Genomic DNA, 15,568 nt, shown 5'->3' with positions numbered 1-15,568 from the left:
CGGCCCTTCAAGGAGCTGCGATCGAAGTTCGTTGCGGGCAGACGCTCTCAGCCCTGACGCGTGGCCGTGAAGTTGTCGAAGGAGACGGCGAAGGGCGCATTCGTCGCCGAGCCCGAGGCATAGCCCAGGACCCCCACCGCACCGGCGGTCTGCAGGGCAGCCGTGGTGTCGGTGACCGTGACGGTCGGGGTGGCGGGCTCGGTCTCGTTCGCGCCCCAGGCCTTGCCCGAGACAGTGGTGCCGTTGACCTCGAGCTGCAGGTGGACCACCTGTCCCGGGGTGTACTGCTCGGCAGCGACGACCTCACGAAGCACCGTCTCCTGTCCGTTCAGCACGCGGCTGATCGCCAGGTTGGCGGAGCCATTCGACAGCAGGCGCAGCTTGACGCGGTACTCACCGGCGGTGGTGCGACGGGCCGCCAGGAAGACATTCACGCCGCCACCGGTGGTCTGCTTGTCGATGGTCACGTCGCTGGAGACGACGACGTCCTGGGCGCTGACATCGGCCAGGCTGGCCCCGGCCGTGGCGCCGGCACCCAGGGTCATCCGTCCGGCACCGTCGACGGTGCTGAAGGAGCTCGCACCCACCGGGTAGGTCCAGGAACCGCCCTGGTCCGCGCTGCCCCACCGGGTGCGGGTGCCGGTGAAGGTGTCCTTGGCCAGGGTGGCGGCCACCGGATCGGTGCCGGGATCGGTCACCGGATCGGTTCCGGGGTCGGTCACCGGATCAGTGACGACCGGTGCGGGCACCGTCACCTCGACGCTCTTGGTGATGCTGTGGGTGGTGCCCTTGTCGTCGGTCACCGTCAGCTTGACCTGGTAGGTGCCGGCCTCGGCATAGGCGTGCTGGGCCGTGCGCCCGGTGCCAGTGCTTCCGTCGCCGAAGGTCCACTCGTACTTCGCGATGCTGCCGTCGGCATCCTTGCTCGCGCTCGCGTCGAAGGTGCAGACGGCATCGGCGCAGGTGGAGGTGAAGGCCGCCACCGGGGCGGTGTTCGGCACGGAGATGCCGCCCTTGCCCGCGTGGATCCGGATCTGGTCGGCGGTCAGGGCCGTCGGGTAGATGGCAACCTCGTCGATGGTCGCGCGGATCTGCGACGAGGTGGGCGCGTAGGCCAGGTTGTACTGCGCGTCGCCACCGACCCGCCAGTAGGCGGTCCGCGTGGTGCCCGTGGTGTAGAGGCTGTTGCGCGCCACCAGGTTGCCGTCGACGAAGAGCTTCATGCCCTCACTGGACAGGGTTGTGGCGATGTGGTGCCAGCGCCCGTCGTTGTACCGAGAGGACGAGACGATCGCGCGACGCGCTCCATTGCTGTAGACGCTGTAGGCGATCTGTCCGGTATTGGTCATGTAGACCTCACGGTCGGTGATCGAGGACAGTCCGGTCTGGGCGCTGCCCTGGTTGAGGATCACGCCACCGGTGGTGGTCGTGGTCTTCACCCAGGCCTCCGAGGTGTAGCTGGCCGGGGCAGCCTCGGCGCCGGCGGTGGTGCCCCAGCTGCTGCTGTAGCCGCTGAACCAGGACGACGCGTCACCGCTCAGGATGCCCGGGTCATTGCGGTAGACGCCGGTGCCCAGGTGCAGCGTGTTGTTGCCGACGACGTCGGCAGAGGTGCTTCCCGAGGGCTCGCCCAGGCGCCACAGGTGGCTGGGCTGGTCCTTGAGCACGGCACCGAGGTAGGCATCGGAGGCCACCGGCTGGCCGGCAGTCACGGAGACATTGTCGCTGCGGACGCGGTTCCCGTCGGCGTCGACGGCGAAGAGCCAGTAGTCATAGCTCTTGCCGGCCTCCATCGTCGAATCGGTCCAGCTGAGCGACGGCCGGTCCCACCACAGCGAGTCGGCCTTGATGGTGTCGATCGGCGTGGTCGGGTTGTCACTGCGGTAGATCTGGTAGCTGAGATTCTTGTTGTCGTAGTCCCAGCTGCTGGTCCACTTCAGGGTTGCGGTGGTGCCGCTCACCGTCGCAGTGGGCTTGAGGTAGGCGCCGCCGACGACGGCACCGGACTTGGCACCGGAGACGGACGGGACGGCGAAGCGGACCAGGCCCTGCTGGGCCTTGCCGTTCACCTTCGGGAACTCGCCGCCCAGCACCAGGTACTGGTCATTGCCCTCGGCCGTCCAGGCCGCCTGGGCCTGGCCCGTGTAGCTTCCGGCAGCCAGGTCCGGGAACCAGTTGACCTGGCTCGGGGCGGGATTGCCGCCGAAGTTGGTGTAGCCGTACTGGCGGTTGGTGCGCACGGTGCCGGTCGCCTCCGCGGTGAAGGCATTGGCGCGCTGGAAGGTCACGTCGTCGATCTGCGGGAAGGAGCCGATGTTCTCGCAGTTGTGGTGGTGGCTGACGCTGTAGACCACGTCACCCACCTGCGTGGCGTCGTAGGAGTCGCCGTGGCAGTCTGCCAACCACTTGATCCCGCCAGTCATCGCGTCGGCCCGGACGATGCCCTCGTACTTGCCCTCGCCATAGTTGTAGGCGGTGCCCAGCACGTCGCTCCCAGCGCTTTGCAGGCTGAAGATGCCGGTGTTGGCGGTGCCATTGGTGATCGTGCGGTTCATGGCGAACGGGTACAGCGTGCCATTCGTGTCGATCGACGCGCTGCCCGGGGCATATGACCCATTGATGTAGCTGAACAGACCGCCGACGATGATGCGGCTGTTGTCGGGCGACATGGTCATGGCGCGCACGATCCGGTTGGCGGTGGGGGCCCACGGCAGCAGCGCACCGGTCTTCGGGTCGAAGGCGGCCAACCGCTGACGAGCCTGGTTGTTCGCTCGACTGAAGCCACCGCCCACGTAGACGGCGTCATTGGTGACGGCCAACGAGTAGACCGCGGCATCCAGGGTGGGCGCAAAGCCCGGCACCAGGCTGCCGTCGGCGGTGTTGATGGCCGCCAGGCGGTAACGGTTCTGCCCGCCGACCGTGGTGAAGGAGCCGCCGACGTAGAGGCGCGAACCGTCCGGGGAGGCCGCGAGCACGTTCACGCTGCCATTGGTGTCCTGCTTGAAGCCCTGGTTGAGGTCACCGGTGGTCAGGTTGTAGGACAACAGGTTGCTGCGGGGCGTCGTGTTCACGCCCGCTGCGGCACCCGCCGGGCGGGCATTGGTGAACTCGCCACCGGCGTAGACCGTGTTGCCGACGATCTCCTGGTCCCAGGCGACGCCATCGATCTGCGTGGTGGGCAGTGCGTCCGCCGTGACACCGGAGGTGCGCTCCTGGACGATGTAGTCGCTGGGCGCTGCCGCTGCGATGGGCGCGGCTGCCAGCAGCGAACCGGTGCTGAGCACTGCGGCCATGGCCAGTCCAGTGCAGCCGCGCATGACGGCACGGCGAGACGTTGTTGACATGTATTTCCCCCGAAATATCCATTTGCATCGACGCCCCCGAATGGCTGTCAATGCGTTCCTGACTCTATGACAGGTGACTTGCGTCGCCCGTCGTGGATCTGCGCCCGCCCGCTGACGGACAGCCGCCGCCGCGCGCGATCACGGTGACGATTTCCGTTGTGCTGAATGAATCCGCCCGTCGTCTGGGCGGACATCGCCTGGCGCCCAAGCCCCAGCGGCGACACAGGGCCATCAGGCGAAGCTCAGCATTGGGTCCAGCCAGTGGACGCCCCTGACAACCGGCGACCAGGACCCGGCGCTCACGTCACCGCAAGGTGGAGCGCAGTGCGGCCAGCAATCGCTGGGCATAGACCTGGGGCGCATGGCGCCGCAGCGCCTCATCCCGGTCCCGCAGGGCGGCCCGGGACGCCCCCGCATGGTCGGCCAGCAGTTCCGCCACGACCGTGGCGATGGCCTCTGGGGCACCGGCGGGTACGGGGCGCACGGCCTCATACCCAGCGGTGGCCTCGGCCAGCCCCGAGTGGTCACTGACCACCAGCGGGCGGGCCGCCAGCAGCGCCTCCACGGCCGTGTTCCCGAAGGATTCCTCCAGGACTGACGGCACCAGCACCACGTCGGCATCCGCCAGGTGGCTCCAGACCTGCTGGTCGAAGCCCAGGAAGTCGACGTGTTCGTCGAGCCCCAGCTCGGTGACCAGCTGGCGCAGCTCCTGTTCGAACCACTCGTAACCCGGGAAGACGGCGCCCAGCAGCCGCAGGCGCGCATCCACCCCGTGCCCACGCACGCTGGCCAGGGCCCGCACCGCCACGTCCGGCCCCTTGCGCGGCGAGAGACGCCCGACGAACAGGAGGTGGGCCGGCTGGTGGAGACGGGCAGGCTGCACCTGGCCCGGTCCGGCAACTCCGTTGTGCACGACGGTGCAACGCCTGCGCAGCAGCGGATGGGTGGCCGTGACCACGTCGCGGGTGTGTGCGCTGTTGGCCACCACCCGATCAGCCAGCACCAGCGGCGCATAGAGCACGGTGTTGACCACCCGCGAGGCCTTCGCCTCCGCCTCGTGGACGTGCACCACCGACGGGATGCGCGCCAACCGGGCAGCGAGCGGCCAAACCGGCAAGGTGATGGTGTTCACCAGCAGCAGGTCTGCGCCGCAGGAGCGAGCCAGACGGACCTGTGCAGGCAGGCTGCGCGCCACGGTGGCCATGAAGCCGGCCAGGCCAGCCGGGGTCAGGATGCTCTTGCGCAGCACGGGCATCTCGACGAAGCGCACCTCGGCGTCTCGAGCACGCAGCTCGGCCGCCAACGGACCGTCCTGGGGCAGGGCCACGACGGCGCGCACCCCGGCGGACGTCAGGGCGGCGACGCTCTCCAGCAGCACCCGGTCGGAGCCGTACAGGTCCGGGCTCGGGTGCGCCAGCAGCACGGTCTCCAGGTCTGGTCCGGCAGCTCGTCGCGGGCCTGCGGCAGACTGCTTGCGCTGGGCGGGGCGCACCAGGGCGGGCACGGCGAGCCGCAGGCCGTCGACGGCACCCCGCAGCGTCGAGGTGAGCGGTGTCGCCGAGTGCAGCAGCTGGCGGCGCCCGCCGCGCAGCAGGATCTGGCGGCTCTCGGCCGGCGTGCGCAGGATCCACTCCAGCAGCTCACGCCGTTCCAGGTGCTCGGAGGCGAAGAGCAGGCGATTGCGGGTGTTCCAGTAGTAGTAGGTGCCGGACAGCGGCTGGGCACCCTTGTCCTGGGTGCCACCCTCGTCGTGGGTGGCCACCAGGTCCTGGCGCATCACGAGCCGCAGGCCGGCATCGGCCGCCCGACGGGAGATGTCGACGTCCTCCCAGTAGAGGAAGTAGCCGCCGCGGAAGCCACCCAGCAGGTCCCAGGCCTCCTGGTGCATGGCCAGGCAGGCGCCGGTCAGCCAGGGCCGCCAGGAGTGGCGACCTTCCTGCAGGTCCTCGCCGTCCGTCCAGCCACCGCGGGTGCGGCCGGAGGCATAGTCGAGCATGGATCCGCGGAAGTAGTGTCGGCCGTCGGAGCGGTTCATCCGCGGGCAGACCAGGGATCGCCGGTCCGTGCACACGCTGCGGTGCAGTTCCTCCAGGACGGGCACGGAGACCACCGCATCCGGATTGAGCATCACGAAGGCATCGCAGCCCAGCTCCTTGGCCCGCGCCACACCGGCATTGACGCCGTCGCCGAAGCCCACATTGGTCGGGCTGGCCACCACATCCCAGCCGCGCTCCGCGGCCAGGGCCTGCAGCGCTGCCAGTTCCTCGTCGGTGGTGTGGTTGTCCACCACGACCACCTGGATGCCGGCGGCCTGTAGTCCGGCGTCGAGATTGGCCTGGAGCAGTGCGTGCGAGCCGTAGTTCACCAGCACCACGGCCAGGCGCGAGCCGTCGGTGCCCCGTCCAGCGGGCTGGCTGGTCTCCCCCGAGACCGCCATCATCGGCTCCAGCGGCTGGGGTGTCGACGCCCGCTGGGCCGACGACGCGGGAAATTGCGCTCCATCAGGTCGACGCACAGTTCTTCGTAGTCACGGGCAACCTGGTCCCAGTCGTAGCGGTGCATCGAGTTCTGCAGCTCGTAGCCGCGACGCTGCGCGCGCTCCGGCTCGGTCTCCACCTGCTCCAGGATGGCCGCCAGCTGTTCCGGCGTGGAGAAGTATTCGCCGGCCTCCTGGACCACCTCGCGGTTGAAGTCCACATCCCAGGCGACGGTGAAGGCGGCCGCGCCGCCGGCCCGAAGCAGGGAGGGGTTGGTGCCGCCGACGGAGTGACCGTGCAGATAGGTGAGGCTGTTGGCGTACAGCTGGTCCAGCTGGTCCTGGTCCCACAGGCCGCCGACGAGCTTGACGCGCGGATCCGCAGCCTCGCGGATGGCCGCGGTGTACTCGTCGGAGTAGGGGGCCGATCCGACGACCACCAGCGGGTGCTCGGCCTTGCTCTTCACATAGCCCTGGACGATCTCGAGCACGTGATTCTCCGGCTCGAAGCGCGCGACCACCAGGTGGTACTTGCCGCTCTCCACGCCCAACGGGGTGAGCTTTTCCGCCTGGGGATCCTTGAGGATCGGTGCGCCATAGGCGATCAGCTGCGTCGGCGCATGGAATTCCTCGCGGTAGTAGTCGGCGATGCCCTGGGCGTCGGCGATCAGTGCATCACTCCAGCGCACGGCCAGCTGCTCACTGATCCGGTAGTACTGTTGGCCGGTGCCGCTCCATTTGCCGCGACGCCATTCCAGCCCGTCCACGTGCGTGGCGACGGGAATCCGACGGGCGCGGATGACGGGCAGCAGGGGCGCATTGGCCGCATTGAAGACCACGGCGCAATCGACGTCCTTGAGATGACGGTCTATCACGGTCAGGGCCGTGTGGGAGAGGGTCTCCAGGGCCCGCTTGTGCAGCGACGGCAGGTGCACCAGGTGCATGCCCTTGTAGGTCTCGAGCTGCTCCTCACCCTCCGGTGTACGGCAGAAGACGATCACGTGGTGGCCGGCGTCGGCCAGCCTGGATCCGATCTCCTCGATGGCGGTCTCGAAACCTCCGTAGCGGGCGGGGACCCCGCGGGTACCGATCAGCGCGATGCGCATCGTGTCATTCCTTCGTGTGTCAGCGATCTGCGATGAGCAAACGCAGTGCGGTGCTGGATGTGTGGGCCGTGTAGGGGAAGTAGTGGACGTGGACGCCGACGCTGGCCATGTCGGCCTCCAGACGGTCGCCCTTGGGGGTCCCCCTCCAGTCGTCGCCCTTGAACAGGACGTCGAAGGGATGGCGGTGCCAGACGTCCACCTTGCTGCCCTCGTCGACGACGACCTCGTCGACGATGCCGATGGCCTGCAGGATCTCGATCCGTTCCGCCAGGTTGACGATGGGACGCTTGCCCTTGGTGCGTTCCAGCGCCTCGTCGGTGACGCAGCCGACGATCAGGTGGTCGCAGTGCGGCCTGGCGCGGCGCAGGATGTTCAGGTGGCCGATGTGGAACATGTCCCAGGCCCCCGGCACGTAGCCGATGACGCCCTTGGCCGGATCGACGCGCGCAACCACCTGCTGCGGCACCAGTGCGTCCGCGGGGAGCTGCTCCTCGAAGTTGGCCGACATCACGGCTGCCCCGGCTTCTGCTCGAGCGCAGCTTCCCGGTCAAGGGCGGAGATGCCGCGCGCCCAACGAGGCAGGACCAGAGCCGTGTAGCCGGCCGTGCACACGAACATGAAGGTGTAGAGCCACTGGAAGACGACGGGCGCACCCAGGGTGAAGAAGATGACCGCCAGGAAGCCGTAGTCGGTGGGCAGCTTGGCCACCGAGAGCAGCATCGACGGGATGCCCTTGGCAGGCATGGCCTGGCCCCGCTTGGCGTGGTGCACCCGGGCCAGCAGGTCCGTCAGCAGCATGCCGAAGAAGTGGATCACGTAGACGGCGGCGAATCCGAGAGGCACGAGCAGCCAGCGTTCAGAGCCGAAGTGGCGGAAGGCCATCACCAGCACGGCCAGGTGCAGGGTGGCGATCTTGAAGGAATCGATGACGTGGTCGAGCCACTCGCCCAGCAGGCTGCCACCGCCGCGCAGGCGGGCCAGCTGACCGTCTGCGGCGTCCAGGGCGTAGCCAATCACCAGGCACAGGCCGACGGCGATGCCCAGCGGCCAGCTCGGCGGCATGGTGGCCACCAGGCCAATTCCGGTGAAGGTGAACAGGGCACTGACCGCGGTGACGCCATTGGGCGTCATCCCCAGCTGGTGCGCGAGTGCGGCGAAGACCCGCCCCAGCGGACGGTTCACCAGGACCGAATACAGCGGGGCACCCTTGTTGCTCTTCTGGGCATTCTTCAACTGTCGCAGGGAATCACTGAAGGACTTCGAACTGCCGGGTGCGGAGCCGGTGGGCGCAGACGTGCTCATGCGATCGCCTCGGGCGCGTGCGCCAGGGCGGCCCGCAGCTGGGGGCTCGCGGAGCGTCGCTGGGGAATGAGGATGACATCGGCCAGATCGGCCAGCCCCTCCTCGTCGGTGAGCAGGACCTGGTCACCGCCCTTGACGGGCAGCTCGGTGATGCTGCGGCACATGACGACCTCCTTGGTGATACGAAGGGCCTGAACCAGGCCCAGGCGCTCCTGCTCGGGAACGACAGGGGCACGGCCGTGCAGCCGCTCCGCCTCCGCATCCCCCAGGACCGCCACCGTCACGTCATCGCTGACCTCGCGGGCCTGCCTCAGCAGGTCCAGGTCAGCAACGTTCACCATGTCGAATGTCGACACGAACCAAGCGCTGCTCACAGCCATTTCCCCCGATACTTCGTTTCTTCTCATTGGCTGAACCCAAGATCCGCCAACCCCGTGACGATATCCACGAAGACCCCAAAATGCCGCATTGATTTCAGCTTCTGTAAAGGTTCAAAACACCTTTCACACAACGAGATCGGACACACTTCGCCAGCCAGACTCACGGCCACGGGTGAAATCCTGCGGGAGATGACGCTAGCCTTAGGATTGGCTGAAGGCCCTCTCATAATCCCTAGCCACCCACCCACCGATCGCAAGGAGACGAGCCCATGGCGGCTTCCCACTCTCGTCGCGCCCTGGGCGCGAGCATGGCCACAGTCGTGGCCCTCCCTCTGCTCTTCAGCACCGCCAGCCAGAGCCAAGCATCCGCATCGCCGCTGGTCAACGATGGTTTCGATCGGACGACCTCCGGGCTGGGCAGCACCCCCGAGGGGGCCAACTGGCACGTGGGGCTGGGTGAACAGTCAGTGACCGTGGACGGCGGCCAGGCCCATTTCGACGGTCACGAAGGTTCGGTACTTGACGCCCAGCTGCATTCTGTGTCAGCACTGAACACCACCATTCAGCAGACCGTCAGTCTGCCGACGGAAATCTCGGACCAGGTCGCAATGGCCGCTATGACAGCGCGCGTAGATAATTCGAATGGACGCAGCTACCGCATGTGGTTCAACCTGAATGCCTCTGGGCGAGTGGACCTGCATGCCGATCGAACGCAATGGGGCCGACCCGACACAGGGATCGGCGTGGGTGTCTCCGCACCGTCACTGGTCAAGCCCGGTGCGCGCCTGGTCCTGAAGATGACAGTCAGTGGCAGCAGCCCCACCACCGTCACGGGCACCGTGTGGGCCGAGGGAAGCCCGGAGCCCGCCGCCCAGTTCTCCGCGACCGATTCCTCCCCGGACCAGGTGGACACCGCTGGCGGGGTCGGCATGGTGCTGATCGGAGCACAGGGGACCATGCCGTTGGGCGTGGACCAGTTCACGGTCACCAACGACTCGGCCACCGCTCCTGCTCCCCTCCCACCCGCACCGACGGCCAGCAGCCCGGCGGCCACGCCCACCACGGCACCCACCACCACGCCGCCCACCGCACCGGCACCCACGGCACCGGCCCCGCCAACGGCGAGCAGCTCACCCACTGCCACGGCCGCGCCCACCAGCAGCGCCCCGGCACCGACGGCGCCTGGCGATCCCGCGCGCGGATCCCTGCCCGTGGGGCAGGCCAGCTACCCCGTTCCCGCCAATGCCGTCTACGTCGCCCCGGCGGGCAGTGATGCCAACCCGGGCACCAAGGAGGCCCCCAAGGCAACCGTCGCCGAGGCGGTCAAGGCTGCTCCCAGCGGCGGCACCGTGGTGCTGCGCGCAGGTGTCTACCACCAGCCCGAGGTGCTGATCCAGAAGCCCGTGACAGTCCAGAACCATCCCGGCGAGGCCGTCTGGTTCGACGGCTCCGTGCCGGTGACCGGCTGGCAGCAGGAGGGGTCCGTCTGGAAGGCCCCCTGGACCAAGCGGTGGGACAGCTCCACCTCCTTCACCACCGGCGGCAGCAATTCCGACTTCGTCGATCCGGCCCACCCGATGGCCGCCTGGCCCGACCAGCTCTACTTGGACGGCCAGCAGCTCAAGCAGGTACCCAAGGGCGGCCCCATCGCGGCTGGCCAGTTCGCCGTCGACTACGACGCGCAGCAGCTGATCACCGGAACCGACCCCAATGGCCACGAGATGCGCGCCAGCGATCTGGACCGCGTCTTCACCGTCGGCTCCCCCGACGTGACGCTGCGCGGCTTCGGCATCCGACGCTATGCCAACTCCCTGCCCCGCCTGGGGGTCATCTTCACGGCGCGGGAGCGCAACCTGGTGGAGAACGTGACGATCGAGGACATCGCCACCACCGGCATCCACATGACCTCCGACCGCAAGAGCGGCTCTGGCCATGTGAACCGGGTGACCATCCGTCGCACGGGCCTCGCCGGTGTCAGCGGCCAGTATTTCGACGGCGGCAAGGTGACCAACTCGATCATCAGCCAGAACAACACGGAGAAGTTCACCCCCTTCCCCGCCACCGCCGGGGTGAAGGTGACCGCCTCGCGCGAGGTCACCTTCGACAACAACCTTCTGGAGGACAACTACAACACCACCGGCCTGTGGACCGACGAGTCGGTGATCGGCGTCACGGCCACCCGAAACCGGATCACGAATGCCCAGCAGGATGCCTTTGCCGGCATCCAGTTGGAGCTCACCAGCCATGCGGTGGTGGCCGACAATGTGATCTCCGGCACCAAGCGCGGCCTCTACCTGTTCGACTCACACGACCTGCGGGTGCGCAACAACACGATCTGGAACAGCGTGGTGGGTGACATCTCCGTGGACCAGGACTTCCGTCGGCAGTCGAACCCCAACCACAACGGCCACGACTCCCGCAATCCCATCCCGGACCCCGAGAACACCTGGGTCTCGAAGAATGTCTCGATCCAGAACAATGTCTTCGGCTCGGACTCGAAGTTCTCCAACTTCCAGCTCTATGTGCTGGACAAGGACCGCGCCATCCCGGCGGGCGACATGGTGAGCAGCGCCACCGGCAATGCCTTCGAGGCCCCCGGCACCGACGCCCCCATCGCGGTGGGCTGGGGCAAGCTCGATGCCACGGTCACCCAGTACAAGGACATCGATGCCTGGGCTGCCGCCGTGGGGCGCGGTTGGGTGAACAAGTCCTACCCGACGGGAATCAGCCCGCAGGAGGCGCAGCAGCACGCCGCGGGCATGACCCACGGCACCCCGCTGGAGGCCGACATCGCCCAGAAGATCGGTCAGGCAGAGGGCAGCCGCCACATCGGCAGCTTCCAGCAGCCCTGACCCCTCCCCGGGTGGGCCTGGCCCAGAGCCATCGAAGGGGCCCGACCACGCGCTGTGGTCGGGCCCCTTCGTCTGCGTTCGCCCGTCGGCCAGGGGCCACTCCCCCCGCGGCCAGGCGCCACTCCCCACACAGCCAGGGGCCACTCCGCACGCCCAACACCCCCGGGCACGCGCTGCACCACGTGCCCCACGAAGCACCACGTGCCCACACGACCCGGCGCCCACCCCGCACACCCGTCGCCCACTCCCCCGCGGCCAGGCACCACTCCGCACGCCCAACACCCCCGGGCACGCGCTGCACCACGTGCCCCACGAAGCACCACGTGCCCACACGACCCGGCGCCCACTCCTCCACGGCCGGCGCACGCCCGGCGCCCATCCCGCACGCCCACCCCGCACCAGAAGACGACCAAGGGGCGCCACCCTCGGGTCGAAGAGAACTCCCGGCGGTGGCGCCCCTTGTCAGGCCCCTGAGGTCACATGCGCTGAGGTGCGTCCATCCCCAGCAGGTCCAGCCCCTTGGCCAGCACGCTGCGGGTGGCCTGGCACAGGGCCAGACGCGAGGCCCGCACCTCCCCCTCGCTCTTCATCACCGGGCAGTGCTCGTAGAAGGTCGAGTAGGCACCGGCCACCTCGTAGAGGTAGCCGCACAGCTTGTGGGGCTGCAGGGTCTCGGCCACATCGGCCACGACCTCCCCGAAGCGGCTCAGCAACAGGGCCAGCTGCTGCTCCGCCGGCTCGTCGAGGACGGTGATCTGCTCGGGCACCTCGATCTCCTCGGCTTGCGCCTTGCGCATGATCTGGCAGATCCGGGCATGCGCGTACTGCAGGTAGGGGCCGGTGTCGCCGGTGGTCGCCGTCATCCGCTCTGCGTCAAAGGTGTAGTCCTTCTGCAGGCCGGAGCTGAGGTCGGCGTACTTGATGGCGGCCAGCGCGATGTTCGGGGCTGCCTGCGCCTCAGCCTCGTCCAGCAGGTCGTCCAGGTGGACGGCGGTCCCCTCACGGGTGGAGAACTTCTTGCCATCGGTGCCCAGCACCATGCCGTAGCCGACGTGCTCCGCGCGGACCTCGTCGGGCAGGTAACCGGCCTTGCGGCAGACGCCGAAGATCAGCTTGAAGTGGTACGACTGCTCGGAACCGACGACATAGATCAGCCGGTTGGCGTGCAGCTCGCCGACGCGGTAGCGCAGGGCCGCGACGTCGGTGACGTCATAGCCATAGCCTCCCTGGCGGTTGCGCATGATGGCCGGCGCCTCGTGCCCTTCGACGAAGACTGCCAGGGCGCCGTCGTCCACCTTGGCGATGCCGCGGGCCTCCAGGTCGTCGCAGACCTTGGGCAGCATCGCGTTGTACATGCTCTCGCCCGCGTAGTCCTTGGGCTGGAGCAGGACATTCATCCGCTTGTAGGTGGCGTCGAAGCCCAACTTGCTGATGTCCACCAGCGTCTTCCAGATCTTGAGGGTCTCCTCGTCGCCAGCCTGCAGCTTGACCACCCGGTCACGGGCACGGTCCGCGAAGGCCTCGTCCTCCTTGAGGTGGGCATTGGCGCGCTTGTAGAGCTCCTCCGCCCCAGCCAGATCGAGCTCCGCCGGGTCAAGCCCCTCGTCGAGCGTCTGCTCCACGAGCATGCCGAACTGCCGGCCCCAGTCACCGATGTGGTTCTGGGGGATGACCTTGTGACCCTGGGCTTGCAGGACCCGGTTGAAGCAGTCCCCGATGATCGTCGAACGCAGGTGGCCGACGTGCATCTGCTTGGCCGCATTGGGCGCGGAGTAGTCGATCACGATCGTCTGCGGCTTGGCTGCCTGCACGATGCCGGTGTGCGGATCGGCCATCAGCTCGGTGGCCGTGCGGGCCAGGACGTCGGACTTGATCCGGAAGTTGATGAACCCGGGGCCTGCGATCTCCAGGGGTTCGCACAGGTCATCCAGCTCGAGCTTCTCCACGATCTGCGCCGCAACCTCCCGCGGCGGCTTGCCCTCGGTCTTGGCCAGGCGCAGGGCCACATTCGACTGGAAGTGGCCGAACTGCGGCTTGGTGGCGGGACGCATCTCCGGGTCGATGCCGGCGACGGCCTGGACCCGTTCGGTGAGCTGAGAGGGCAGTGAAGACATGGCGCTCATTCTTCCACGCCGGAGCACGCGCCCGCTGCACGATCCCTGCGGGCCCCGGGCCACGCGATGATGCGTTGGGACTCGCCAGGCAGCGCGCAGCGTCCGCGATCGGGGCCACTGGCCGGACGGATCCCGGGGTACGGGACCACGGTGCGCACCACCGGAGCCATCTCCCCGCGGATCTGCTGCACCACGGCCCGGCGCCCCCGCTGGGAGAACAGGGCGTGGTCCTCGAAGTCCTGGGCGATGACGCGGATGAAGGCGCCGTCCGCCATGCGGCGGGCGGCGGCCTGCGGCCCCCTGCACCGCTCCCACAGCCGGTGGTCGTCGGGGCTCAGGTAGATCGAAAGCGGGGTCCCAACCGGGATGCACGCGAGCAGTTCCGTGGGGTCCATCACCACGCCCCGGCGCCCCAGGGCCTGCCAGATGGGGTCGGGCAGGTTGCGTCGGACGAGATCCTGGAGGTGGCAGGCCAGGAATCGGGCAGCCGCCTGGGCGGCGGCCCGTGCTGCGACGAGCTGGTGGGCAACGCGACGAAGAAGTCCGCGAGCTGCCCCGACGTCGGACCCCGTGGTGGGCTCCATGGTGGGCTCCGAAGGATTCTCCCCGACCAGGGGGACCGCACCGACAGCGCCGCCCCCTCGCAGCAGCTGGCGCAGGGGGTTCGGCCGGAAGAGGTTCGCGTACCGTGTGGACTCCTTGTGCCAACCCACGCTCGAGAACATCAGCAGGCCGTCCAGCGGCGCTGATTCGCAGGCCCGGGCAAGGGTCCAGCAGCCGGCCGAGAGACCGATCCCGATGATGGGCAGGGACCAGTACCCACGGGCCCAGGTCGTCGCCTCCACCATGTCCTGGATGCCACGGTCGTCGTAGGGATTGGGCGGCCGCACCGCGTCCTCATCGAGCTCCTCCCCGACCCCGCGCCGGTCGCATCGCACCGAGACAACACCATCGGCGGCCAGGGTGCGCGCCGTACGTGCCCACAGCGCGCTGGGGCCATCCTTGGGCTCACCGCCGCCGGAACAGAACAGCGCCACAGCTCCGGCGGGACTGAGGAGCGGCTCGGTGACCACGCCGTGCACCCGCGCCGGCCCGACCTCCACGAAGCGTTCGCGGACGGGAATCCCGGCCACCATGGACTGGCCCACCGTGGTGGGTTCCCAGTCCACCAGGGGACGTACCGGGTGCGTGGGCACACTGGCGACCACCTCCGCGATGCAGGCGACGGGGATGCGCGCCACCACGCTCGACGCGGCATGGAGCTCCAGGGCTTCCTCGCAGTCCACCTCGCGACGGACGATCGGGTCATCGGCAGCGGGCGCCGCCAACCGGGCGATGCTGGCCGCCTGGGCTGGGGTGTAGAACTCCCCGAGCGTCTCGAAACCGTCATTCTCCGCAAGCACGGGATCCGCGCCCCGTTCGGTCCGCAGGGCATGCTGCCGATCCAGGAAGTCCTTGCCAGAGACTGGTTCCCAGGCCAGGCGGTAGTCCACTTCGGGGAGATCGCAGGCCGCCACCAGGCTGGCCCCGATCCGGAGCCCCACCAGGCTCACCGGCACCTCGGGCAGGATCCTTCGGGCGAGCCCCACGGCTGCCCGGATGTCCTCCAGCCACTGCTCCACCACGTCACCGTCGGCCAGGTCGCTCGAGTCTCCGTCACCCCGCAGGGCGATCCGCACCACGACGAAGCCCGCCCGGGCGAGTTGGCGCGCCAGCACATGCCAGGCGCGGTAGCTGACCACGGACTCCCGGTCGACGGCGGGGACGAGCACCACCGATCCGCGGGCCATGCCGTCCGGCGGGCGATGCACCCAGGCCACCACGTGCCCGTCCGCAACCCTGATCCAACTCGGACATCCCCTGTCGCCACTGCGCATGCGCGCCCCCATGCCTCATGACGCCTCCCCTGAGGCATCGACTTCTCCCCCGAGACACCGACGGCGAAACTGTAGACTTCCTGAATGTCCAGTTGTTGAACAAAACCCTCTCGTGGG

9 protein-coding genes are annotated in these 15,568 nt (G+C 68.4%); 1 reads left to right on the top strand and 8 read right to left on the bottom strand.

The window, feature by feature from the left end:
- Positions 1-47: 47 nt before the first annotated feature.
- The 6 genes from ACTQ49_RS06940 to ACTQ49_RS06915 all read right to left on the bottom strand — a co-directional run bounded on the left by ACTQ49_RS06940 (position 48) and on the right by ACTQ49_RS06915 (position 8,608).
- The gene (locus ACTQ49_RS06940) at positions 48-3,344 is read right to left on the bottom strand and encodes a PKD domain-containing protein (RefSeq protein ID WP_441827118.1); all 3,297 of its coding nucleotides are present in this window, start codon (positions 3,342-3,344) and stop codon (positions 48-50) included.
- Between the two features lie 304 nt (positions 3,345-3,648).
- Complete coding sequence (locus ACTQ49_RS06935) at positions 3,649-5,859, bottom strand: glycosyltransferase (RefSeq protein ID WP_441827117.1); 2,211 nt, start codon at positions 5,857-5,859, stop codon at positions 3,649-3,651.
- On the bottom strand, positions 5,781-6,926 hold the full coding sequence (locus tag ACTQ49_RS06930; protein WP_441827116.1) for a DUF1972 domain-containing protein: 1,146 nt from the start codon (positions 6,924-6,926) through the stop codon (positions 5,781-5,783). The genes ACTQ49_RS06935 and ACTQ49_RS06930 overlap by 79 nt, the downstream gene beginning before the upstream one ends.
- A gap of 19 nt (positions 6,927-6,945) precedes the next feature.
- Entirely contained in the window at positions 6,946-7,434 is a 489-nt protein-coding gene (locus ACTQ49_RS06925) for an adenylyltransferase/cytidyltransferase family protein (RefSeq protein ID WP_441827115.1), read from the bottom strand.
- Positions 7,434-8,228, bottom strand: a complete 795-nt coding sequence (locus ACTQ49_RS06920) for a CDP-alcohol phosphatidyltransferase family protein (RefSeq protein ID WP_441827114.1) — start codon at positions 8,226-8,228, stop codon at positions 7,434-7,436. The genes ACTQ49_RS06925 and ACTQ49_RS06920 overlap by 1 nt, the downstream gene beginning before the upstream one ends.
- The gene (locus ACTQ49_RS06915; protein WP_441827113.1) at positions 8,225-8,608 is read right to left on the bottom strand and encodes a hypothetical protein; all 384 of its coding nucleotides are present in this window, start codon (positions 8,606-8,608) and stop codon (positions 8,225-8,227) included. Before ACTQ49_RS06915 ends, ACTQ49_RS06920 begins: the two co-directional genes overlap by 4 nt.
- A 269-nt stretch (positions 8,609-8,877) precedes the next feature.
- Between ACTQ49_RS06915 and ACTQ49_RS06910 the strand changes: the two genes are divergently transcribed.
- The gene (locus tag ACTQ49_RS06910) at positions 8,878-11,460 is read left to right on the top strand and encodes a right-handed parallel beta-helix repeat-containing protein (protein ID WP_441827112.1); all 2,583 of its coding nucleotides are present in this window, start codon (positions 8,878-8,880) and stop codon (positions 11,458-11,460) included.
- A 476-nt stretch (positions 11,461-11,936) separates the two neighbouring features.
- Here the strand turns inward: ACTQ49_RS06910 and argS are convergent, their stop codons facing one another.
- Positions 11,937-13,574: an arginine--tRNA ligase gene (gene argS / locus ACTQ49_RS06905; RefSeq protein ID WP_441827111.1), complete on the bottom strand. Its 1,638-nt coding sequence runs from the start codon at positions 13,572-13,574 to the stop codon at positions 11,937-11,939.
- Positions 13,575-13,579: 5 nt separating this feature from the next.
- Positions 13,580-15,385 (bottom strand): hypothetical protein, encoded by a 1,806-nt coding sequence (locus ACTQ49_RS06900; RefSeq protein ID WP_441827110.1) that lies wholly within the window; start codon positions 15,383-15,385, stop codon positions 13,580-13,582.
- Between the last annotated feature and the right edge of the window lie 183 nt (positions 15,386-15,568).

Origin of the sequence: Luteococcus sp. Sow4_B9, assembly GCF_052116585.1 — a bacterium.
Classification (GTDB): Bacteria; Actinomycetota; Actinomycetes; order Propionibacteriales; family Propionibacteriaceae; genus Luteococcus.
Note: the sequence above shows the minus strand (reverse complement) of the source record. Positions and strands in the feature narration are given on the sequence as shown.

Bases quoted from the DNA above. Each gene is read 5' to 3' on its own strand.
- ACTQ49_RS06910 (WP_441827112.1), top strand. From the start codon at position 8,878: ATGGCGGCTTCCCACTCTCGTCGCGCCCTGGGCGCGAGCATGGCCACA.
- ACTQ49_RS06925 (WP_441827115.1), bottom strand. From the start codon at position 7,434: ATGTCGGCCAACTTCGAGGAGCAGCTCCCCGCGGACGCACTGGTGCCG.
- ACTQ49_RS06940 (WP_441827118.1), bottom strand. From the start codon at position 3,344: ATGTCAACAACGTCTCGCCGTGCCGTCATGCGCGGCTGCACTGGACTG.
- ACTQ49_RS06930 (WP_441827116.1), bottom strand. From the start codon at position 6,926: ATGCGCATCGCGCTGATCGGTACCCGCGGGGTCCCCGCCCGCTACGGA.
- ACTQ49_RS06915 (WP_441827113.1), bottom strand. From the start codon at position 8,608: ATGGCTGTGAGCAGCGCTTGGTTCGTGTCGACATTCGACATGGTGAAC.
- ACTQ49_RS06920 (WP_441827114.1), bottom strand. From the start codon at position 8,228: ATGAGCACGTCTGCGCCCACCGGCTCCGCACCCGGCAGTTCGAAGTCC.
- argS (WP_441827111.1), bottom strand. From the start codon at position 13,574: ATGTCTTCACTGCCCTCTCAGCTCACCGAACGGGTCCAGGCCGTCGCC.